The sequence below is a fragment of the Pseudomonas sp. DC3200b2 genome (genome assembly GCF_049895785.1).
Classification (GTDB): domain Bacteria; phylum Pseudomonadota; class Gammaproteobacteria; order Pseudomonadales; family Pseudomonadaceae; genus Aquipseudomonas; species Aquipseudomonas massiliensis.
In genome coordinates this window covers 510,529-530,826 of sequence record NZ_JAFCTA010000003.1, presented here as the reverse complement: position 1 = coordinate 530,826, position 20,298 = coordinate 510,529, and the positions used below count along the sequence as shown (strand labels likewise).

Below are 20,298 nucleotides of genomic sequence, written 5' to 3'. Positions count from 1 at the left end.
CGGGCCTGGGGCCAACAGGCTAAGCTAGCGGCCAATCTGCACGCTCTACGGAAGTCTCATGCGCAGTCGACTGTCCCGCCTCGTCCCCGCCCTGCTGCTCGGCGTCCTTTCCTCCAGCCCCATGGCCCAAGCCGGTGACCTGGCCTCGCAACGGCAGTATTACGACCAGGCAAGGGCCGCCCTGGCCAAGGGCAACAGCGCGCCGTACTTCCAGTACAAGGCGATGCTGGCCGACTATCCCCTGGAGCCCTACCTGGCCTATGACGAGCTTACGGCTCGCCTGCCGGGCGCCAGCGACGAGGAAATCGAGGCCTTCATCGCCGCCCACGGCGACCTGCCGAAGATCAACTGGCTCAAGTTGCGCTGGCTGCGCATGCTGGCCGATCGCGGCGACTGGGCCACCTTCGTCCGCTACTACGATAGCAAGCTCAACTTCACCGAGCTCGACTGCCTGTACGGCCAGTACCAGCTCACCCGCCCGGATCTACGCGCCGAAGGCTACGCCAATGCCGAGCGCCTCTGGCTCAGCGGCAAGGACCGGCCGGCGGCCTGCGACCCGCTCTTCGGCCGCTGGGCCGCCGAGGGCCAGTTGACCGAACACAAGCGCTGGCAGCGGGCCAGGCTGGCGGCGCAGGCACGCAACTATGCCCTGGCCAGGCGCATGGTCGATGGGCTGCCAACGCTGCAAGTGCAGGGCAAGCGCCTGATCGACGTGGCGCAGAAACCGGACCTGCTGGACCAGCCGGAACTGTTCCAGCCCGCCGACGAGGCCATGGCCGATGCGGTCGGCCTGGGCCTGCGCCGGCTCGCCCGCCAGGATCCGGAAAAGGCCCTTGGCCTGCTGGACACCTATGCGGCGAGCATGCGTTTTTCAGCGGAAGAGAAAGTGGCCATCGCCAAGGATATCGGCCTGGCCCTGGCGCGCCGTTATGACAGCCGCGCGCTGGACCTCATGACTCGCTACGACCCGGACTTGCGCGACGACACCGTGAGCGAATGGCGCCTGCGGTTGTTGCTGCGCCTGGGCCGCTGGCAAGACGCCTATGAACTGACCCGGCGCTTGCCAGCGAGCCTGGCCCAGACCAACCGCTGGAAATACTGGGAAGCCCGGGCCCTGGAACTGGCGCGGCCGAACGACCCGCAGGTGCCCGCTCTCTATCGGGACGTCGCCAAGGAACGGGATTTCTATGGCTTCCTGGCGGCCGACCGGGCCCAGGTGCCCTACCAGTTGACCAACCGCCCACTGCCCTTGACCCAGGGCCAGATGAACAGCGTGCGAAATGCGCCGGGGATTCGCAGGGCACTGGAGTTCTACCAGCGTGGCGAGGTAGTGGACGGGCGTCGCGAGTGGTACTACGTGTCACGGCATTTCGACCGCGACCAGATGGTTGCCCAGGCCAGGCTGGCATACGACATGGGCTGGTACTTCCCGGCCATTCGCACCATCAGCCAGGCTCAGTATTGGGATGACTTGAACATTCGCTTCCCCATGGCGCACCGGGATGCCCTGCTGCGCGAAGCGCGCCTGCGTGGGCTGCATGCCAGTTGGGTGTTCGCGATCACCCGGCAGGAGAGCGCCTTCATGGACGATGCCCGCTCCCCCGTGGGCGCCATGGGGCTGATGCAACTGATGCCCGCCACCGCCAAGGAAACGGCTCGAAAGTTCAGCATCCCCCTGGCCACGCCCCAGCAGGCGCTCGATCCGGACAAGAACATCCAGCTGGGCGCGGCTTACCTGAGTGTGGTCCATGGGCAGTTCAACGGCAACCGGGTACTGGCGTCGGCCGCGTACAACGCCGGGGCGGGGCGCGTGCGGCAATGGCTGCGCGGCGCCAACCATCTGAGCTTCGACGTGTGGGTGGAGTCGATTCCCTTCGACGAAACCCGACAGTACGTTCAGAACGTGCTGTCGTACGCGGTCATCTATGGTGCCAAGCTCAACACGCCTCAGCCCATAGTGGACTGGCACGAACGCTTCTTCGACGATATCTGAAGGCACGGGCTGGCGAAGCTGGCCCCAATGGCATCCCCCGGCGCGCTGGCAACACGCTTTCGCCAGCCTCGCCGCGAGCTACTCCAGCACCGTCACTTCCATACCTACCTCGAGCAGGCCTTCCCCTTCGGCGATGAGGTTCTGCCCGAACATGATGCCACCCTCCCCCATCCGATAGCCCTTGAGCGTATTCAGAGGCTCCCGATCACTTTCCCGCTGGTGGGTGCGCGGATCGATGGTGGTCAGGATGCAACGGGCACAGGGGCTGGCGATTCGGAAGTCGACGCTTCCTATTCGCAATCGCTTCCATCCGTCGTCTGCATAGGCAGGCGCGCCTTCAATGACCAGGTTGGGGCGAAAGCGCAACATGGCCATGTTGCGGCCGACTCGAGTGGACAGATCATCGACCGATGCCTGATTGATCAACAGAAGGGGGAAACCATCGGCGAACGCCACGCGGTCATGCCCGTCGCCCACCTGGCGGGCACGATGGACAGGAACCTGCACCAAGCGAGCTGACTGGCCGATCAGCTCGCTTACCCACTGGGCAGCGGCTTCGCCGGCGTCAGGCACCCGCAAGGCATCCTTCCAGATCACCACGCCGCGCAGGTTCCCGTCCGGTTCTGGAAGCGGCACCGCCAGCGGGGCTTGCCCGGGCGCGTTCAATTCGAGGCCTCCGTCGTCTCGGTACCGAGCCACCAGGCTCCCCAGGATTGGCAAGGTACGCTGAGTCAGAAAACGCCCACTGGCTTCGTCCACCAGCATCCAGCGCCGATCTCCGAGCAACCCCAGGGCGCCCACGGGGCTGGCCTGCAAGGGCTCGGCCTGGGCGGACTTCACCGCGTAACGGTACAGGGCACTGAGGCGCATCCGGCGGCTCCAAAAGGTAGGCGCCCTAGCATAAACGAAGCCCAGCCGCGGTTCGACTCAGCCGTACTGCATTTCCAGGCGCTGACGTACCACTTCCACCAAACGGTCAGGCTGGAACTTGGACAGGAAGTTATCGCAGCCTACCTTCTTGACCATGGACTCGTTGAAGCTACCCGACAGCGAGGTATGCAGCACTACATAGAGTTCGCGCAGGCGAGGGTCCTGGCGGATTTCCGTGGTCAGGCGATAGCCATCCATCTCGGGCATTTCCGCATCGGTGAACACCATCAGCAGCTTGCTGCACACGTCCTCGCCCGCGTTCGCCCAGCCCTGAAGCATGCGCAGTGCCTTCAGGCCATCACTGGCCACATGCAATACACAGCCAAGCTGGGACAAGGTATCGCGCAACTGTGACAGCGCCACGGTGGAGTCATCCACCAGGAGAATCTCACGGCCCCGAGCATTGGCCAGCATCGCGTCCTCGAGTTTCTCCTTGGATACCCGCGCATTGTAGGGCACGATTTCGGCAAGCACCTTCTCCACGTCGATCACTTCCACCAGCTTGTCTTCGACGCGGGTGATCGCCGTCAGATAATGCTGGCGCCCGGCGCTTGTCGGGGGTGGCAGGATGGACTCCCAGTTCATGTTGATGATCCGGTCGACCCCACCCACCAGGAACGCCTGTACGGAACGGTTGTATTCGGTGACGATGATCGTACTGTCAGGCCCCGGCTGCAGCGGGCGCATGCCGATGGCCTGGGAGAGGTCGATCACCGGCAGCGTTTGCCCGCGCAGGTTGACCACGCCGCAGACGAAAGCATGGCGCTGGGGCATCAGGGTCAGCTTCGGCAGTTGCAGGACTTCTTGAACCTTGAACACGTTTATCGCGAACAGCTGGCGGCCTGCCAGGCGAAACATGAGGATTTCAAGGCGGTTTTCACCCACTAGTTGGGTGCGTTGATCGACGCTATCGAGAATGCCAGCCATGAGAGTCCCCGGCGGTGAGATGGAAGCATGTTCTGGCTATCGGCGCCGCCAGGATGAACTTGAGCAGAGGCGACAAGGGGTCAAGGCATACGGCGTGCTGGCGGTGCCCCGGTTACATGCGATGCCCGGCGCTGCCTAAAAGGAGCATCAGGGAAACCCCTAGGAACCCTGCGGGCACGCCTGATGTTCGAAACACTGGCCAACCCTTAACGTGGTTTCATTCTTTGAAGGATGGAGCCCACCATGAATCTTGCACTTCCTCCATATCCCCTCAGCCCACGCGCTCGTCATGTCTGAGGTGGCTGAGTCCGCCAAGCTGATGGGCCGACTCCTGGACTGCATGGAGCATCTGAGCCTGCTGGAGAACGACCGGGACGCGTGCCAGGCACTGCACGACAATCTTTTCCGCCTGGCTGCCCTTTTTCAGGAGGGTGACGGCTCACTTGCAACCTTTGCCGAACGCATGGCCCTGGCGCTCGGCCGACTATTGTACGCCGAGCAAGGCTTGCAGGGCCCGGCGCTGATGGCATGCAAGGCCTGCCTTGACCTGCTGGGCTGGCAGGTAGAATTGAACGACCCTCACATGGACGATGCTGAACAGGCCGAGCTCCTGGCGCGCCTGGCTGAATGCTGCACGCGCGCGCTCCACGGGGCGACCGCCAGCGCCGCCTAGGAAGAACGAGCGACCGATCGGATGCGAGGTGCTAACATGCGGCGTCATACGCCCTCTTGCGCCCTACATCTGCGATGATGCCTGCCACTACGCCTACCTCCGCACTCTCGTCCGGGCGATATACCCAACCCCTGGCCCGCCGTCTGACCGTAGCTGGCGTTACCCTGGGTTGCCTTGCCCTGGACGGTTTCGCCTGGCTCAACCAGGCGCCCATCAACGGTTCCCTGCTGTTCGCCAACGCTGCCCTGATCATCGCGCTGTTCGCGCTGGCCCATGCGCGCCAGGCACCGGAAGGGGCTATCGCACTGCGCCCGGAGGAGCTGGCTGGGCACATGAGCCGAGCCCGTGAAGGCGAGCGTGAACGTCTCGGCCGCGACCTTCATGACGAGATTGGCCAGCTCCTGACCGCTGCCCGTCTGCAGGTGGACTGGCTTGACCGGCGACTGCCCGCGGAACTGACAGAATCGGTAGCCACCCTGCGCGCAACCTTGGCGGACTGCCTGAGTACTGTACGCGACATGTCCACACTGCTCAGCCCTCATCAACTGGCCAGCCTGGGGCTGGAACTATGCCTGCGCAACCACCTGCGCAAAGCCCTGGCCGAGACGGACCTGGACTGGAGCCTGAACTGTCGCCAGCGGCTGGACGGCCTGCCGGCGGATATTCAGGTCGCGGCCTTTCGGATCATCCAAGAAGGCGTGACCAACCTGCTGCGCCACGCCCGAGCGCGAAACCTCTGGGTAGTAGTCGCCCGTGAGAAACAGGGGTTGTGGATTCGCATCGCCGACGATGGCGAAGGCTTCGATACCGCCGCCGTCCCGCCGGGTCGGGGCCTGGCCGGCATGGCTGAACGCACCCAGGCCCTGCGCGGGCACCTGAAGGTCTATAGCGCGCCGGGCGAAGGCACGCGGGTCGAAGCGCTGCTGCCATGGCCCGGACGGGCCAGCCGCCGGGCCGCCAAGGCGCGATCGTGACCTGCAGGCTGGTGCTGGTCGATGACCATGCGCTGATTCGCGCCGGGGTCAAGGCGCTGGTGGCGGACATCCCAGGCTATACCGTGGTGGGCGAAGCCGGCGACGGTTGGCAGCTTTCGGAGCTGGTTCGGCGCAGCCGGGCGGACATCGTGCTCCTGGACCTGGCCATGAAGGGCACTGGGGGCCTGGAAGCCCTTCGTCAGTTGCGTCGCGGAGGGCCGGCCTGCCGCGTGCTGGTACTGTCCATGCACCATGAATCGGAAACCATACTCCACGCCCTGCAAGCCGGGGCTGATGGCTACCTTCTCAAGGATGCCACGGCCAACGAGCTAGAGCAGGCCTTGCAGGCACTGCGCCACGGTGAACGCTATCTCAGCCCGGGCGTCACCCACGCGGTCATCGATCAGGCCGTGCTGGCCCAACGCATGGCACGTCCTGCCATTCAGGCACCAACGCTGACCGGCCGCCAGATGGAGATCCTGCGGTTGATCGTACGCGGCACTTCGACCCGCGGCATCGCCGAGGGCCTGGGCCTGAGCATCAAGACGGTAGAAACCCACCGCGCTCAGATCATGAAGCGCCTGCAGATCTTCGATGTTCCGGGCCTGGTCCTTTATGCGGTACGTGAACGTATCATCAGCCCGGACGACTGAGCAGCTGGCATCCTTGGGGCAAATGCAGTCGCACCGCGCCGGGCCGTGCACAAAAGCGCAGGTCGGTGCCTTGCAGCGGCTCGCCGTCCAGGTTGATATCCAGCCCTTGGGCGCCCTGGATTTCCACCCATGGCACACGCGCGCGAACGAACAGCGTATCCAGGCCCAACCCACCAGCCAACAACTCCTTGAGCGTGGACACCACCTCGGTCGGGGCCGGCAGGATGCTCACGTCCAGCAGGCCATCGTCCACCGTTGCCTCGGGACACAACAGATGCCCACCACCGGCCTGCCGGCCATTGCCGATGCCCAAGGCCAGGAGTTCACCCTCCCAGGCGAAGCCCGGTCCCTTGAGCGCACCGGAGGCAGCCCGCAATTCGCTGAAGCGGGTCAGGCCAGTGAACAGATAGGCTGCCCCGCCCAATACCTTCTTCAGGTCTTCGGATGTGTTGGCAGTGACCTGACTGCCAAAACCGCCGGTCGCCATGTTGAGGAACAGCTGACCACCCACTTCTCCCAGGTCCACGGGCCGTGCCGGGGTATCCAGCAAGGCAAGCGCTTCGGCGGGTTCCAGCGGCACGCCGGCCGCCCTGGCGAAGTCGTTGGCCGTACCCAGGGGCAGCAAGGCCAGGCTCGCCTCCCCAGCGGCCGGATGCAGCGCCAAGGCCTCGGCCACGTCACGGAGGGTGCCATCGCCTCCCCCCGCGATCAAGGTACGGTAGCCCGCGCAGAGGCCTTCCTCTACCAGCCTGGCGGCATCTCCCCCCTCCCAGGTCAGGCGTACCGCAATGTCCCAGCCGGATTTGCGTCGCGCCATTACCGCCGCGCGGACATCTTCGTTCAGCGCCTGCTTACCATGCAGGATCAACCACGCCTTGCCCATATGCCTAGCTCCCCTAACCCGAGCGACTCAGGTTCATATGACCACGGCCGGGGCGAAATGGCGCCACGCTTTCTGGGAATCAGGACAAGAGTTCTGTCATGGGAATGAAGCGCACCTGATCGCCCGGCGCCACCGCGCGACCCTCGGGCACCTCTACCAGCCCGTCGGCCCAGGCGGCGCTACGCAGCACGCCTGAGCTCTGGTTTGGATACAGCACCGCCTGCCCGTCTTCGATGCGTGCCCTGAGAAATTCCCGCCGGCTGCCACTGGGCCAGGCGAACGAGGCGGCGGCCATGTGCCCGCGAGGCGTCACCCGGGTCGAGCCCATTCGCCGCAGCAGATAAGGCCGCGCCAACAAAGCGAAGGTCACCAGGGTAGAGGCCGGGTTCCCGGGCAGACCGATCACCAGGGTGCCTTGGTAACGTCCCACGGTCAGTGGCTTGCCTGGCTTGATCGCCAGTTTCCACAGCGCCAGTTCGCCCCCCTCGCGCAGCGCTTGGCCGAGGCAATCGGCGTCGCCCACGGACACCCCCCCGGTGGTCAGGATCAAATCCACACCGTGCAGCGCGGCCAGTGCCTCGCGGGTCCTGGCCAGGTCATCGGTGACGATGCCGGCGTCCACGACCTCGCAGCCGGTACGCTCCAGCCAGCTGCAGAGTAATCGCCGATTGCTGTTGTAGATCTGCCCGGGCCCCAGTGGCTGGCCTGGCTCTACCAACTCGTCGCCGGTGGACAATACCGCCACGCGGGCCTTGCGACGCACCGGCAGGCTGGCTATGCCCAGGGTCGCGGCCAGGCCCAGCTCGATGGGGCCCAGGCGCGTCCCGGCCTCCATTACCACTTCACCGGCATGACACTCCTGCGCACGTGGTCGAACGTTCAGGCCCGGACGCGGCGGTGTGCTAAAGCTCACCCGGCCCTCGGCATCCAGGTGCGCGTTCTCCTGCATCTGCACGCAGTCAGCGCCCTGGGGCAAGGGCGCGCCAGTGAAGATGCGAGCGCAGGTACCAGACTCCAGTGCCGAAGGCGCATGCCCGGCGAAGATCCGCTGCGTGACCTCCAACGGCTCCCCTTGCCAATCCGCGCTGGCCAGGGCGTAGCCATCCATGGCGCTGTTTGGCCAGGGAGGAAGGTCGGTGACGGCTCGCAGTGGCTCGGCCAGCACTCGCCCATCGAGTGCTTCCAGCGGCAGGGTATCGACACCATCGAGGGGTTCGGCTTCAGCCAATGCCAGCAGGCGCTGCAGCGCTTCACCCAGCGGCATGAGCGTCATCCTGCCACCCTTATCCACGGCTTTCACAGGGCGCGGCCTTCTTCAGGTGCGCAACGAAGTTGCACGGTCGATGACGGTTATCCAACTGCTGCGCAAGGATGCCGTCCCAGCCTGTGCGGCAGGCATTGGTCGAGCCGGGGAGGCAGCACACCAGTGTACCGTTGGCCAGCCCCGCCAAGGCCCTGGACTGCACGGTGGAGGTACCGATATCAGCCACGGATAGCTGCCGGAACAGCTCGCCGAAACCGTCGATATGCTTGTCCAACAGGCAGGCCACGGCTTCGGGCGTGCTATCGCGCCCGGTGAAGCCGGTGCCGCCGGTGATCAGCACCACCTGGACTTCATCATCGGCGATCCATCCAGCGACCTGGGCACGAATCTTATAGAGGTCGTCCTTGAGCAACACGCGCGCGGCCAGGCGATGGCCGGCCGCGGTGAGCCGATCCACGAACAGTTGGCCGGAAGTATCGGTTTCCCGGGTACGGGTATCGCTGACAGTAAGCACGGCGATGTTGAGCGGGACGAAGGGGGCATCGGCCTTGGATGACATGGCGCTTCCAGTTGTTGAATGAAAACCGGAATGTTATATCACAGGGCCTATTCCCTGCCGTAGAGCCGCCATGACCGCTTTGTCCGTTTTGCCGTCCACCTCGGTGCTTATCCTCGCCGGAGGCAGGGGCGCGCGGGTGAATGGACAAGACAAGGGCCTGCTGCCCTGGCGAGGCCGTCCCATGGTGGAGCATCTACATCAGCAGGTACGCGCGCTGACGGATGATCTGATCATTTCCTGCAACCGCAACGCCGATATCTACACCCGGTGGGCCGACCGCCTGGCCACCGATGAACAACCCGGCTTCCCTGGCCCCATGGCCGGCCTGTGCGCCGGGTTGGCCCTGGCACGACATAGCCGGATACTGGTGCTGCCCTGCGACGTCCCGGGCATGGACCAGGCACTCGTGTTGCAGATGCTGGCCCAACAGGCGCGGGTGCCCGAGGTACCGCTCGCAATACGTCAGGGCGGCCATTGGGAGCCCTTGCTGTGCGTGCTACCCTGCACTGCCCGGGAGGCATTCGAAATGGCCTGGAGCCAAGGTGAGCGCAGCCCGCGACGGGTGCTTAAAGCGCTTGGAGCCCTCGCTCTGGATTGCCCTGCCGGCGATGCCCGTCTGGGAAACCTCAACACCCTCGAGCTGATTCAGGACCAGCCCGCTCCCGAATCCGGAACTGACGTACCGGCTTGAGGAACTTGCGCAACGGTGCCGCGTCTGAGGGGTGAACCAGCCTTTTTTCGGAGACTTGCAATGTCCAGAAGGATCTTCCCCGCCCTCATGCTCGCTGCCGGCCTGGCCGCGCTGGCGGGATGCTCCACCCCCACGGTGATCACACTCAACGATGGCCGTGAGATCCAGGCCGTGGATACGCCCAAGTTCGACGAAGACACCGGCTTCTATGAAATCGAACAGCTGGATGGCAAGCAGACGCGTATCAACAAGGATCAGGTTCGCACTGTCAAGGAGCTGTGACCAGGCTGCGGGGTGAGCGTAACTTGTACGGTTTCAAGGGGTTGCAGAGGCTGCTGAGCAGCGATATGCTTTCCCCATCGGAGTGTAGCGCAGCCAGGTAGCGCGTCTCGTTCGGGACGAGAAGGCCGCAGGTTCGAATCCTGTCTCTCCGACCAAATCACTGTTTCGGGCTGTCTCCGGCAGCCTCCGAAATGCCCTGAAAAGCCCGCCCCGTGCGGGCTTTTCTGTTTCTGGCCGTATCTCCTTCTCTTTCGTATGTCCGCCTCGAGCCTGCCGACCACTGCCCTTCACCCTTACAGGCGCAAGGGCTGGGAGAATACTGGTCTACCCTAGGGCGTGATCGACGCCATGGGCCGCAGCCAGGAGGGTAACTTCAGGTGCGGCCGCATCGGCGAATACGAAACTGCTCGCGTCCATGGCATTGACCAAGTTACCGCTCAGGCCGACTTCGAAGCGGTGCCCGCTGGCATTCAGGTCCAGATCCTTTACGTAGGTGCGATCGGTATCAGTGCTGTACGCCAGCAGAAGGGTGCCGTTGTGCCCGTCACCTAGCCCTGTGTAGCCAAGGGCGACGACGTCGATAAGGTCCTTGGTGGGGTTGAAGTCGGTGATCAGGTCGTTAGCGCCGTGATAGCTGTCCTCCAGCTGTGTATAGCGGAAGGTGTCTGCGCCGGAGCCGCCGGCAAGGGTGTCGCGGCCCAACCCCCCGGTGATCACGCTGTCTCCTGTGGCGAGCGTAATAATATCGTTGCCCGCCAGCCCATCGTAATCGCCGCCGCTGTATAGAGCAGATAGCGTCAGCACGTCCTTGCCTTCGGTGGCGCCGAGCCAGGTGAAGTGTTGCGGTATGGGCGTAGCTGTTGGGGCGAAGATAACGGCGTTCTCGACATCGCCGGTAGCCAGGCCCACGGCATGGACCGTCCAGGTGAGGCAGAACCGATTCCCGTCGGCGTCCGCGTCCAGCGATTGCACGCTCCATACCCCGTCCTGGAGATTGAAGAGCAGGGTTCCGTCATGGCCGTCGCCTATGCCAGTGAACCCCAACGCCGATACGTCGATGCGGTCGCCGGAAACGAGGCCGTAACCGAAGTCGTAATCGGTGATGCGATCGACGGAGGCCACTCCGGTACGGTCATTGACGAAACTATCGGTCACCTCGTGGTAAACGAACACGTCCGCCCCGCCGCCACCGGTGAGCGTATCAGCGCCTGCGCCACCGTCCAGGCGACCACTGCCACGGCCCCCTTCGAGTACGTCATCGCCATCGCCGCCGCTGATCAAGCCGGCGTCGGTGGTGCCCAGCCAGCTCAGGGTGTCATTGCCAGCGGTGCCCTCATGCAGCGCTACGAACTTGCTGTCCGTGAGGCGTGTACGGAAATCCCCATGCAGCGCCAGGCGAAAGTCCTCGGTGCCATCTGCCCCCAGGTGAGTAAGGTAGGTACGGTGTTCGGCGGCCGCATAGCTCAGTGCGACCGAGCCGTCGCGCCCGTCCCCCAAATGGTCGATGCCCAGGGCGCTGAGGTCGAGCCTGTCCCCGGTCACGGAAAAGTCGGTGATCACATCCAAATGTTCGCGGGTACTGTCGGCCAGTTGGTTGAACACGAAGGTGTCTTTGCCGGTGCCGCCGCTAAGGGTGTCGGCACCAAGCCCACCGTCCAATCGATCCGCGCGGCGGCCGCCTTCCAGTACGTCATCGCCTGCATAGCCGTAGAGGGTGTCGGGGGCGGAGCTGCCGGTGAGCGTGTCAGCGCTCGCAGTGCCGTAGGAACGGTTCGGCCCGCTGGGCCAGGAGGCCATGTTGCCTGCTACGTCGATACCTCCTGCCAGGTTCTGTAGCACATTGCTGTAGATGTAATGGTATTGCGGGGTATTGGTGTCTGTGTCCATCACGGCCGCAGCGCTGCTGCCATTGCCGACGAGGTTGTTGTAGGTGAGGGTGAGCTGCTTATCGGCTTTCACCACCTGTCCGTTTGCGAGCGTGTTACCTGTGACAACGATCTGGGCATCGCCATTCTGGCCATTGTTGTACATCCACGAGTCGGTAACTGTGGCGTAGCGCGTGCCTTCGAGGCGCACGCCGGCACCGGTGTTGTCATGGATATCCATGTCGCGGATGTACCCCCGCAAAAACCCACGCTCCACTAGCCCCGCGCCGCCGTTGCCATAGATGGCGCCACCGCTTATGTCACCTCCCAACGAGCCTTTGCCCACAGTGCTCGCCCCATCTTCCAGCACCATGCCATTGCCAGCGTTGTCGTGAGCCACGTTGGAATAGAGGCCGAAGCGGTTGCCCTGGTATTGCAGGTCGAAGCCATCCCCGCCGTTATCGGAAGCTTCGTTGTCATAGAAGCCTGCAGTGCCCTTGCCAAAGGCGAGGGTAGCGAAGCCGTCGCCGAGATTGCCGCTAGCCAGACTGTCTTCAACGATCAATCCTGCAGTTTGCGCCAAGGCCTGTAAGCCATCGCCGCTCAGTCCGGTAAAGGTGACCTGGTTTACCGTGATAGCGCTGGCGTGAGATGGGGAGCCCTCTTCGGCTCCGGTCACGAAACCGTTTACGATGCCGTCCGTATGAGCCTGATTGCCATCTAGCGTAAGACGGGTAAGGGTTGCTCCGGCTATGTCGTGAGCGCTAGAGGTGCGCACCATCGCGTCGATGTCGCCGCTGCTGCCGTCCTTGAGTTTCAAGGTGGTGAGGTTCTGGCCTTCGCCGACGAGGGTGACATTGCTCTCGAGGGTGAGGCAGCCACCGTCTGCGTTGGCGCCGCTGATGATGAAGGTGCCTCGGGGGATATAAACCTGCCCTCCGCCAGCCTCGAATGCCGCATTGATCGCTAGCTGGATCGCATTGGTGTCGTCATTGATGCCGTCGCCCTTGGCGCCGAAGTCAAGCACATTGAAGATTGTCGCCATGGTAATCCGTTCCTTTGAACGCCGGGAGTCGAAGAGCAACCGCTCGACGACAAACTGAACGGAGTGGGCAAAAACCAGGCAAGCAGTGCCGCTAACCGTCAGAAAGTTCAGGTTGCTCCAAAACTGAACCTCAAGGGACGCCGACCGCTGCTATGGCGTCTAGCCGCGCTCAGCCAGCAGCGCCTGCACCCGGCTCAAAAGGCTGTCTATCACGAACGGTTTGCTCAGCACCTGCATGCCTGGCCCGAGGTAATGATGCCCAAAGGCTGCGTTTTCGGCATAACCGGTGATGAACAGCACCTTCAGCTCCGGTCGCAGTTCCAGCCCGGCCTCGGCCATCTGGCGACCGTTCATGCCACCCGGCAGGCCGACATCGGTAATCAGCAAATGCACCGCTGCCTCGGATCGCAACACGTTCAGGCCGGCGACGCTATCGGCTGCTTCTATCAGGTTGTAGCCGAGGTCTCCCAGGGCATCCTTGAGCAGCATGCGGACAGTAACATCGTCTTCCACGATCAGCAGGGTCTCCCCACCGGCCGGCATCGGCGTCGCCGACTCTTGGGGCACGCTCGCTTCCTGGTGGGCGCTGCCGCGATAACGAGGCAGATGAATGCAGATGGTGGTGCCCTCTCCCAGCTTCGAATCGATCCGCACCTGCCCGCCAGACTGCTTGGCGAAGCCGTAGATCATCGACAGCCCCAGGCCGGTACCCTGGCCAATGGGCTTGGTCGTGAAGAAGGGGTCGAAGGCATTGGCGACCACGTCGGGGGTCATGCCTGTGCCCGTATCGGTGACGCAAAGTGAAAGATAGTCTCCAGGCTGCAGGTCATGCCCCGAGGCCGTCGCCTGATCAAAGGTATGGTTGCCGGTGGCGATGGTAATGCGGCCACCATCGGGCATGGCGTCGCGCGCATTGATGCACAGGTTCAGCAGGCCGTTTTCCAGCTGGCTCGGGTCCACCATGGCAGGCCACAGGCTGCTTTCGCCTCGCATCTCTACACGAATGCCGGGCCCCACCGTACGCTGGATGAGCTCCACCATGCCATCGATCAGCCCGTTCACATCGGTTGGTCGCGGATCGAGGGTTTGCCGCCGCGAGAAGGCCAGCAAGCGATGCGTCAGGGCGGCCGCGCGCCTGGCAGCGCCCTGGGCGGCCGCCATGTACTTGCCCAGGTCGTTGAGCCGCCCCTGGGAAATACGCGTATTCATGAGTTCCAGAGCGCCGGAGATGCCGGCCAGCAGGTTGTTGAAGTCATGGGCCAGTCCACCGGTGAGCTGCCCCACGGCTTCCATTTTCTGCGACTGCCGCAGCTTTTCCTCGGCCTGCATCAGTGCCGTGGTGCGCTCCTCCACGCGCAGTTCCAGCGTCTCGTTCAAGGTCCGTAGGGCAGCGGTTGCGCGGTCCCGCTCCGCTTCGACCGAGCGGCGCTCCTCCAGGTCGATAAGCACACCTGGCAGACTGATCGCGGTGCCGTCGTCAGCGCGGTTGACCCGACCGTTCGCTTCGATCCAGGCGTATGCCCCGCCCGGGCGGCTGACCCGGTACTGATGGCTGAACGCGGCCCCACTTTGGATCACTCCGGCGAGGGCGGCTTCCAGCCCGGCCCGGTCATCAGGATGCACCCGGCGCAGGAGCTGCTCCTGGCGCAGCCCGCCCTGGCCAAGGACAGGGTCAAGACCGAACACTTCAGCGAAGGCATCGTCCACCGTCACCTCGTCGGTGAGCAAGTCCCAGTGCCAGGTGCCCACGATCGCGCCGGCGGCCAGGGCGAGCTGCACGCGCTCAATGTTCTGGCGCGCCAGGGCTTCGCTGATACGCAACCGCTCCTGGGCGGTGCGACGCTCCGTCACGTCGTTGAACAAGATGGCGATCTGTCGCTGTTGAGGGCTGCCCACCTTCACCGCACGTACGTCGAACCACCGGCTGAAGGCGGCCGCATAGCTTTCGAAATTAGCAGGTTCGCCTGTCTTGGCCACCCGGCCATAGGTCTGGAACCAGAATTGCTCCAGGTCCGGGGCGAACTCGGTTACCCACTTGCCCTTGAGGTCTACTCCCGACTGGCGCTCAAAGGCCGGGTTGACCTCAAGGAAACGATAATCGACAGGCTCATCCCGCTCGTCGAACTTCACTTCGACGATAGCGAAGGCTGCCTCGATCGTACCCAGGATGGTCCTGAACCGCTCTTCACTTTCCCGCAGCGCTTCCCGGGCGGCGTGCATCTGGCTGACATCGAGCATGGCGCCGATCATGCGCAGGGCCTTGCCGTCGGCGTCTCTGATCACGTGACCGCGGTCCAGCACCTGTGCGTGCGTGCCATCGGCCCGGAGGAAGCGGTATTCGTCCGCCCAGGCCGTATCTGTACTGTCAATCACGGCATGGATGGACGCATCGATGCGGGAACGATCATCCGGGTGAATGTGTGCCAGCCACCAGTGACCGGTGGGCTGTACGTCCTCGGGCGCGTAGCCATAGGCCTCTCGCAGGGCATCGTTCCACAGCACATGCTGGGTGAGCAGGTCCCAGTCCCATACCGCGTCGGTGGTAGCCTTGGCGGCCAGGCGGTAGCGCTCCTGGGTGTCTCTGAGCGCCTCACCCTGCAAGTGCTCCTCAGTGCGGTCACGCAAGATCTTCAGATATCCAAGATGCTCGCCATTATCGCCGAACAGTGGAAACATTTGCCCCGAGGCCCAGAACCGTTGGCCGCACTTGCGCAAGTGCCAGCGTTCATCGGCGGCCCTGCCATCGCGCATGGCTTCACGCATCTCCTCGCCCACTCGGCCGTTGGCCCGGTCTTGCGGCGTATAAAACAGCTCCGCGGGCTGTCCTATCATTTGCGCAGCCGGCCAGCCAAGCACCCGTTCGGCGCCCAGGTTCCAGTCGGTAACGATGCCCACCCTGTCCATCATGATCATTGCAAAGTCCAGGGCGCTCCTGAACATTGCCCGCTGTCGCACGGCTTCACTACCAGCATTCCCAGCCGCATTGCCGTACCGACGCCAGCGCAGCACTTCGGCTTCCAAGGCTTCCCTCGACAGGTGAGACAGGTCATCAACGTCAAACATGTATTCCTCTTGGACAACGCCGTACCGTCAACACAGGGTTAGGACCCCTACCCGTCGCGCTTTTATGCGCGCAAGTACTGGTGAAAATGCCCGATCACGACCAGCGGTACAGTCGTGCCAATCTCTGGTTACAAGGCTTGGAGCCGCAGCCCGCTTTCGAAGTGTCGTAGGCGACCGCTCAGGGGATCATGAAACCGCAGTTCACGAGCCAGCAGTTGGAGGGGCCGCGCATGATCGTCCGGCTGATCCGCAGGTGTCACTCGCGGATAGAAAGGATCATTGAGGATAGGCGCGCCCAGGCTCGCCATATGCACTCGCAACTGGTGAGTACGACCCGTGACAGGAAACAGCCGGTAGTGCCAGGTGTGAGCCGACCTTGCGATGACCTCGATACGGGTTTCGCTGTTGGGTACGCCTTCGACCTCCTGCTGGCGGAAAAAAGGCTCGCCCCGCACGATCCGGCTCGTATGCACCAAGGGAAAGGCCATGCCCTCGAGCGCTGGTGCCAGTGCTTCGTAGGTCTTGTCGATCCGGCGTGTCGGGAAGAGCTGCTGATAGGCACCCCGAGTGGCGGGATTGGTGGAGAACAGGACCAACCCGGCGGTGTGACGGTCAATGCGATGCAAGGGCACCAGATCCGCGTTGCCGGTGCTGCGGATAAGCCGACGCAGCAGGGTTTGCTCAACGAACGCACCCGCCGGGGTTACGGGCAGGAAATGTGGCTTGTCAGCGACCAGAAGGTGGTCGTCCAGGAACAGCACCTGCTCGGTCACCGGAATAAGAGGTTCGTCCTGCACCTCCCGATAATAGTGGACACGCAAGCCAGGCCGGTAAGGAGTGAAGATCGCAAGGGGCTGACCGGCCGCGTCCAGCACCCGCCCCCGGCCGAAGCGGCTTTCCCACTCGACTCGGCCCACGCCTGGAAACCGCTCGACAAGGCAATCCAGTACGGTGGCCCAATGCCCCGCCGGGAGGCAGACGGTGCTGGCCTGGGTGACGGCAGGGTCGAAGGTCGACGAAGACATTGGCGGGCTCCAGCTTGGGGGGCCGCATTATCCTCGCTATGGCTCACGGATCAAAGCACTACGCTCTGCTTGTGGCCAGCGGCGGCGGCTTTCGCCTCAGCCTGGAGCCAGCGCAGTACATCCACCGCCTCCCAGCGAGCCGGATCGAACAATGCATAGGCCTGGCCTTGGAAACCCACCACATCCAGACGCTGGTGATAACCGGCGCGCTGGAACAGGGCTTCGATCTCGGCGAAACAGGTATTGAAATGCAGGCGACCAAAGGGCGTCTTGCCTTCCACGACCAGGCCATCGAGGCGCAAGTCCCGCACGGCCTCGAACACGGTTTCCGGCGCCATCTGGTTGATGGTGCTCTTGAGCTGTTGAATATTGATCACGTCGCTATCCTTGTGTGCTGGCGCAAGCCCGGGCCCACTGTATTTTTATACAGCATATAAACACCTGGCCTCGAAGGCAACGAACGCTCGTCCGGCCGGCTAGCGCAAATCCTTTCGCGTCGCATTGTGCAACAGCCCCGAAGCCAGGGTAGCGAACAGGTTATTTCAGGAAATGAACGATTTGCTCCTGGCTAAACGGCCAGGCCAGGGTAGCGCCTGTATCCACCCGACGCAGCAGGGGCGCCCGCGCCTCGTAGCTGGCCGGGACGCCGCCCGCTTCCCGCAGGTCGATCAGCTCCACCCAAAGGCCGTGTTCCACCATGGGCAGCAGCGCCGCCTCGGCCAGGGCGCAGCGGGGACAGTTGAGGATCACGAATAGCTGGCATTCGGGGCACATGGTCCGGCTCACCTTGGGCATGGCGCCTGAACTCAGGGTACCAGGCGTGACAGAGCTTAAAGTCTAGACCCGCCCTGGCACACCAGCCACGTTACTCCGGATTGACTGCGCCGATGCGGTGCAGTGCCAGGTCAGCCCCTTCGAACTCCTGCTCAGGGGTCAGACGAATGCCCACCACCCGGCGCAGCCCCCCGTAGACCACAGCGCCCCCGAACAAGGCCACGCCAATGCCCAAGGCCGTTCCCAGCGCCTGGCTGGCGAGCGAGACGCCGCCCAGCCCGCCCAGCCAGGTTTGCCCGAACAACCCACAGGCCAACCCGCCCCAAGCACCGCACACACCGTGCAAAGGCCAGACCCCGAGCACGTCGTCGATCTTCCATTTGCCCTGGGCTGCGATGAAGCAACTTACGAACAGGGCCCCGGCCACCGCGCCCGTGACCAAGGCCCCCAGCGGATGCATCAGGTCTGAGCCTGCGCAGACGGCGACCAGCCCGGCCAGCGGACCGTTATGCAGAAAACCGGGGTCGTTGCGTCCGATCAGGAGCGCGGCGATGGTGCCGCCGACCATAGCCATCAGGGAGTTGACCGCCACCAGTCCACTGGCGCCTTGCAAGGTCTGGGCGCTCATGACGTTGAAACCGAACCAGCCGACGATCAGGATCCACGAGCCCAGGGCCAGGAAAGGAATGTTGGACGGCGCCATGGCCACTACCCGCCCATCCCGGTATCGGCCACGACGAGCGCCGAGCAGTAGTACCGCGACCAGGGCGATCCAGCCACCCATGGCATGCACCACCACGGATCCCGCGAAATCATGGAAGGGTGCGCCGAACCGGCTTTGCAACCAGGCCTGGAGGCCCAGGTTGCCGTTCCATGCCAGGCCTTCGAAGAAAGGGTAGAGGAAGGCCACGATCATTAGCGTGGCGCACAACTGCGGTACGAAGCGGGCGCGTTCGGCGATGCCTCCGGAAATGATGGCTGGAATGGCGGCGGCGAAGGTGAGCAGGAAGAAGAACTTGACCAGGCCGTAGCCGTGGTCGGCTGCCAATTGCGAGGCGGGCGCCAGGAAAGTCACCCCGTAGGCCAGCCAGTAGCCTACGAAAAAGTAGGCCAGGGTCGACACCGCGAAATCGCTGAGAATCTTCGATAGCGCGTTAACCTGGTTTTTCTGCCTGACTGTGCCAACCTCCAGGAAAGCGAAACCGGCGTGCATGGCTAGCACCATGACAGCGCCACAGAGCAGGAATAGCGTGTTGGAGCCGTGGACGAGGGTATCCACGGCGGTTTGCAGATTATCCATAGCGAGAGGCAGGCCCTGAAAAACTAAGCAAGACAACATACGGACACCCGCCAACTGCCCACTCGTGGTTCATCGACGCAACGAACGCACCAGCACGATGCACGAAGCCGAACCCGAGCCGGCTGGTATGAGGAGCCGCCTTGATTCGTCAGCGCCGCAGGCTGCCATCGTAAGCCCCGGCCGCACGCTAACGGCGCAGCCGACCAACAGCGCGCACCAATGGGCAGCAAAAAATGTACCAGCGTCGCGCTGAACCTTGGCGACGAAACGGCACTCGAACTTCAAGGCCATATAAGGAGGACGCCATGACTCGCGATACCCTGAACACCGCGCAAGACGTGTTGACCACTGACTTCCAGACACTGATCCGGGACACCGAGAAGCTGTTGGAGCACACCGCCGGCCTGGCTGGCGAACAGGCCGAGGAACTTCGTCGGCAGATCAAGGACAGCCTGGCCAAGGCGCGAGTGTCGCTGAAGGAAACCGAACTGCAACTGCGCGAACAGGGCGCCGCGGCCCTGGTAGCTGCCGAAGACTACGTTCAAGCCAACCCATTGCCCGCCATCGGTATCGCAGCCGGGGTAGGCTTCCTGGTAGGCCTGCTGGCTACAAGGCGCTGATCATGAACCGGGACAGCGAATCCTCACTGCCACCGCCAACCGGGGAACCTACCGGCTCTCACGGACGGCGGCTCGGTGGCGCCTTGCTTGGGTGGCTGCACAGCCATATCGAGCTGCTGGGCATCGAATTGCAGGAACAGAAGGCCCGCACCTTGAGCCTGCTGTTGTTCGCGGGCCTGGCACTGGTGTTCGCCCTGCTCGCCCTGGTAGCCCTGTCCGGCCTGATCCTGATCCTGCTGTGGGACAACTATCGCATTCCAGGCATGATCGGGCTTTGCGCCTTCTATGTACTGGCCGGTGCCTTCTGCGCCTTGCGCTTGAAAGCCGCGATCTTCGATGAGTCTTCCCCGTTCCATGCGACCCTCGAAGAACTGGCCAATGACCGGGAGCGTTTGCTGCCATGACCCGACACACTGTGCCCAACGGCGCGACCCGCCGGGAAATGCGCAAGGCGTTGATTCGCCTGCGCATGGAAATGCACCGCCAGGAGATCCGCCAGGAAGCCCGCCAGTTCGTGAACCCGCTCTCACGCTTTCGCAACATGGGGCAAGGGTTGAACAAAAGCCTGAAGGTCAGGCATGCCCCGCTCTGGGGCGTGGGTCTGGTAAGCTTGCTGGGCTTCCTCTCCGGCAAGGGCGCCCGCAAGGGTGGCCTGACCGCTGCAACACGCCTCACCAAACTGGTGGTCAGTCTGGTGCCGCTGGTCAAGCTCCTGCAAGGCGCGTCCCGACGCTGAGACGCGGCCGGCGACAGCGCCAGGCCGGCTGGCCTAGCCGC

General features: G+C 63.6%; 20 protein-coding genes and 1 tRNA gene. 10 read left to right on the top strand and 11 right to left on the bottom strand.

Features of this window, described 5'->3' with window-relative positions; all coding sequences use genetic code 11:
* The first annotated feature begins 58 nt into the window (after positions 1-58).
* Positions 59-1,993 (top strand): transglycosylase SLT domain-containing protein, encoded by a 1,935-nt coding sequence (locus ACP691_RS11785; protein WP_426149602.1) that lies wholly within the window; start codon positions 59-61, stop codon positions 1,991-1,993.
* Between the two features lie 78 nt (positions 1,994-2,071).
* On the opposite strand, the gene ACP691_RS11780 is transcribed toward ACP691_RS11785, so the two are convergent.
* Together ACP691_RS11780 and ACP691_RS11775 are read right to left on the bottom strand one after the other, a co-directional pair.
* Positions 2,072-2,863 carry an MOSC domain-containing protein gene (locus tag ACP691_RS11780; protein ID WP_426149601.1) on the bottom strand — a complete coding sequence of 264 codons (792 nt, stop codon included), beginning with the start codon at positions 2,861-2,863 and terminating at the stop codon, positions 2,072-2,074.
* Positions 2,864-2,920: 57 nt separating this feature from the next.
* A complete protein-coding gene (locus ACP691_RS11775; protein ID WP_426149600.1) occupies positions 2,921-3,850 on the bottom strand; it encodes a chemotaxis protein CheV in 930 nt (309 codons plus the stop codon).
* A gap of 289 nt (positions 3,851-4,139) precedes the next feature.
* Between ACP691_RS11775 and ACP691_RS11770 the strand changes: the two genes are divergently transcribed.
* From ACP691_RS11770 to ACP691_RS11760, 3 genes are read left to right on the top strand one after another with little or no spacing between them, the layout of a single operon-like run.
* Positions 4,140-4,523: a hypothetical protein gene (locus ACP691_RS11770; RefSeq protein WP_426149599.1), complete on the top strand. Its 384-nt coding sequence runs from the start codon at positions 4,140-4,142 to the stop codon at positions 4,521-4,523.
* A gap of 56 nt (positions 4,524-4,579) precedes the next feature.
* Complete coding sequence (locus ACP691_RS11765) at positions 4,580-5,497, top strand: sensor histidine kinase (protein WP_426149598.1); 918 nt, start codon at positions 4,580-4,582, stop codon at positions 5,495-5,497.
* A complete protein-coding gene (locus ACP691_RS11760) occupies positions 5,494-6,150 on the top strand; it encodes a response regulator (protein ID WP_426149597.1) in 657 nt (218 codons plus the stop codon). The genes ACP691_RS11765 and ACP691_RS11760 overlap by 4 nt, the downstream gene beginning before the upstream one ends.
* Here ACP691_RS11760 and yegS read toward each other — a convergent pair.
* The 3 genes from yegS to moaB form a co-directional block, all read right to left on the bottom strand.
* On the bottom strand, positions 6,134-7,033 hold the full coding sequence (gene yegS / locus ACP691_RS11755; RefSeq protein WP_426149596.1) for a lipid kinase YegS: 900 nt from the start codon (positions 7,031-7,033) through the stop codon (positions 6,134-6,136). The two genes, ACP691_RS11760 and yegS, sit on opposite strands and share 17 nt — an antisense overlap.
* Before the next feature lie 79 nt (positions 7,034-7,112).
* The gene (gene glp, locus ACP691_RS11750; protein WP_426149715.1) at positions 7,113-8,306 is read right to left on the bottom strand and encodes a gephyrin-like molybdotransferase Glp; all 1,194 of its coding nucleotides are present in this window, start codon (positions 8,304-8,306) and stop codon (positions 7,113-7,115) included.
* Positions 8,307-8,316: 10 nt separating this feature from the next.
* On the bottom strand, positions 8,317-8,856 hold the full coding sequence (moaB, locus tag ACP691_RS11745) for a molybdenum cofactor biosynthesis protein B (protein WP_426149595.1): 540 nt from the start codon (positions 8,854-8,856) through the stop codon (positions 8,317-8,319).
* A gap of 70 nt (positions 8,857-8,926) precedes the next feature.
* Here moaB and mobA point away from each other — a divergent pair, with 70 nt between their 5' ends.
* The 3 genes from mobA to ACP691_RS11730 all read left to right on the top strand — a co-directional run bounded on the left by mobA (position 8,927) and on the right by ACP691_RS11730 (position 9,984).
* On the top strand, positions 8,927-9,547 hold the full coding sequence (mobA, locus tag ACP691_RS11740) for a molybdenum cofactor guanylyltransferase MobA (protein WP_426149594.1): 621 nt from the start codon (positions 8,927-8,929) through the stop codon (positions 9,545-9,547).
* A gap of 60 nt (positions 9,548-9,607) precedes the next feature.
* Positions 9,608-9,829, top strand: coding sequence for a YgdI/YgdR family lipoprotein (locus ACP691_RS11735; RefSeq protein ID WP_040260733.1), 222 nt, complete (start codon positions 9,608-9,610; stop codon positions 9,827-9,829).
* Between the two features lie 78 nt (positions 9,830-9,907).
* Positions 9,908-9,984 (top strand) — tRNA-Pro (locus tag ACP691_RS11730).
* 169 nt (positions 9,985-10,153) lie between these two features.
* Here the strand turns inward: ACP691_RS11730 and ACP691_RS11725 are convergent.
* The 6 genes from ACP691_RS11725 to ACP691_RS11700 form a co-directional block, all read right to left on the bottom strand.
* The gene (locus ACP691_RS11725; protein WP_426149593.1) at positions 10,154-12,739 is read right to left on the bottom strand and encodes a M10 family metallopeptidase C-terminal domain-containing protein; all 2,586 of its coding nucleotides are present in this window, start codon (positions 12,737-12,739) and stop codon (positions 10,154-10,156) included.
* Positions 12,740-12,898: 159 nt separating this feature from the next.
* Entirely contained in the window at positions 12,899-15,802 is a 2,904-nt protein-coding gene (locus ACP691_RS11720; RefSeq protein ID WP_426149592.1) for a PAS domain-containing protein, read from the bottom strand.
* Between the two features lie 128 nt (positions 15,803-15,930).
* The gene (locus tag ACP691_RS11715; protein ID WP_426149591.1) at positions 15,931-16,827 is read right to left on the bottom strand and encodes a pseudouridine synthase; all 897 of its coding nucleotides are present in this window, start codon (positions 16,825-16,827) and stop codon (positions 15,931-15,933) included.
* 50 nt (positions 16,828-16,877) lie between these two features.
* On the bottom strand, positions 16,878-17,204 hold the full coding sequence (locus tag ACP691_RS11710) for a transcriptional regulator (RefSeq protein WP_426149590.1): 327 nt from the start codon (positions 17,202-17,204) through the stop codon (positions 16,878-16,880).
* A 160-nt stretch (positions 17,205-17,364) separates the two neighbouring features.
* The gene (locus ACP691_RS11705; protein ID WP_040260736.1) at positions 17,365-17,601 is read right to left on the bottom strand and encodes a glutaredoxin family protein; all 237 of its coding nucleotides are present in this window, start codon (positions 17,599-17,601) and stop codon (positions 17,365-17,367) included.
* 91 nt (positions 17,602-17,692) lie between these two features.
* On the bottom strand, positions 17,693-18,901 hold the full coding sequence (locus ACP691_RS11700; protein ID WP_426149589.1) for an ammonium transporter: 1,209 nt from the start codon (positions 18,899-18,901) through the stop codon (positions 17,693-17,695).
* 305 nt (positions 18,902-19,206) lie between these two features.
* On the opposite strand from ACP691_RS11700, the gene ACP691_RS11695 reads away from it, so the two are divergent.
* The 3 genes from ACP691_RS11695 to ACP691_RS11685 are packed head-to-tail and all read left to right on the top strand — an operon-like array spanning position 19,207 to position 20,257.
* The gene (locus ACP691_RS11695; RefSeq protein WP_040260737.1) at positions 19,207-19,521 is read left to right on the top strand and encodes a DUF883 family protein; all 315 of its coding nucleotides are present in this window, start codon (positions 19,207-19,209) and stop codon (positions 19,519-19,521) included.
* A 2-nt stretch (positions 19,522-19,523) separates the two neighbouring features.
* Positions 19,524-19,925 carry a phage holin family protein gene (locus tag ACP691_RS11690; protein WP_040260738.1) on the top strand — a complete coding sequence of 134 codons (402 nt, stop codon included), beginning with the start codon at positions 19,524-19,526 and terminating at the stop codon, positions 19,923-19,925.
* A complete protein-coding gene (locus tag ACP691_RS11685; protein WP_040260739.1) occupies positions 19,922-20,257 on the top strand; it encodes a hypothetical protein in 336 nt (111 codons plus the stop codon). The genes ACP691_RS11690 and ACP691_RS11685 overlap by 4 nt, the downstream gene beginning before the upstream one ends.
* Positions 20,258-20,298: the final 41 nt, after the last annotated feature.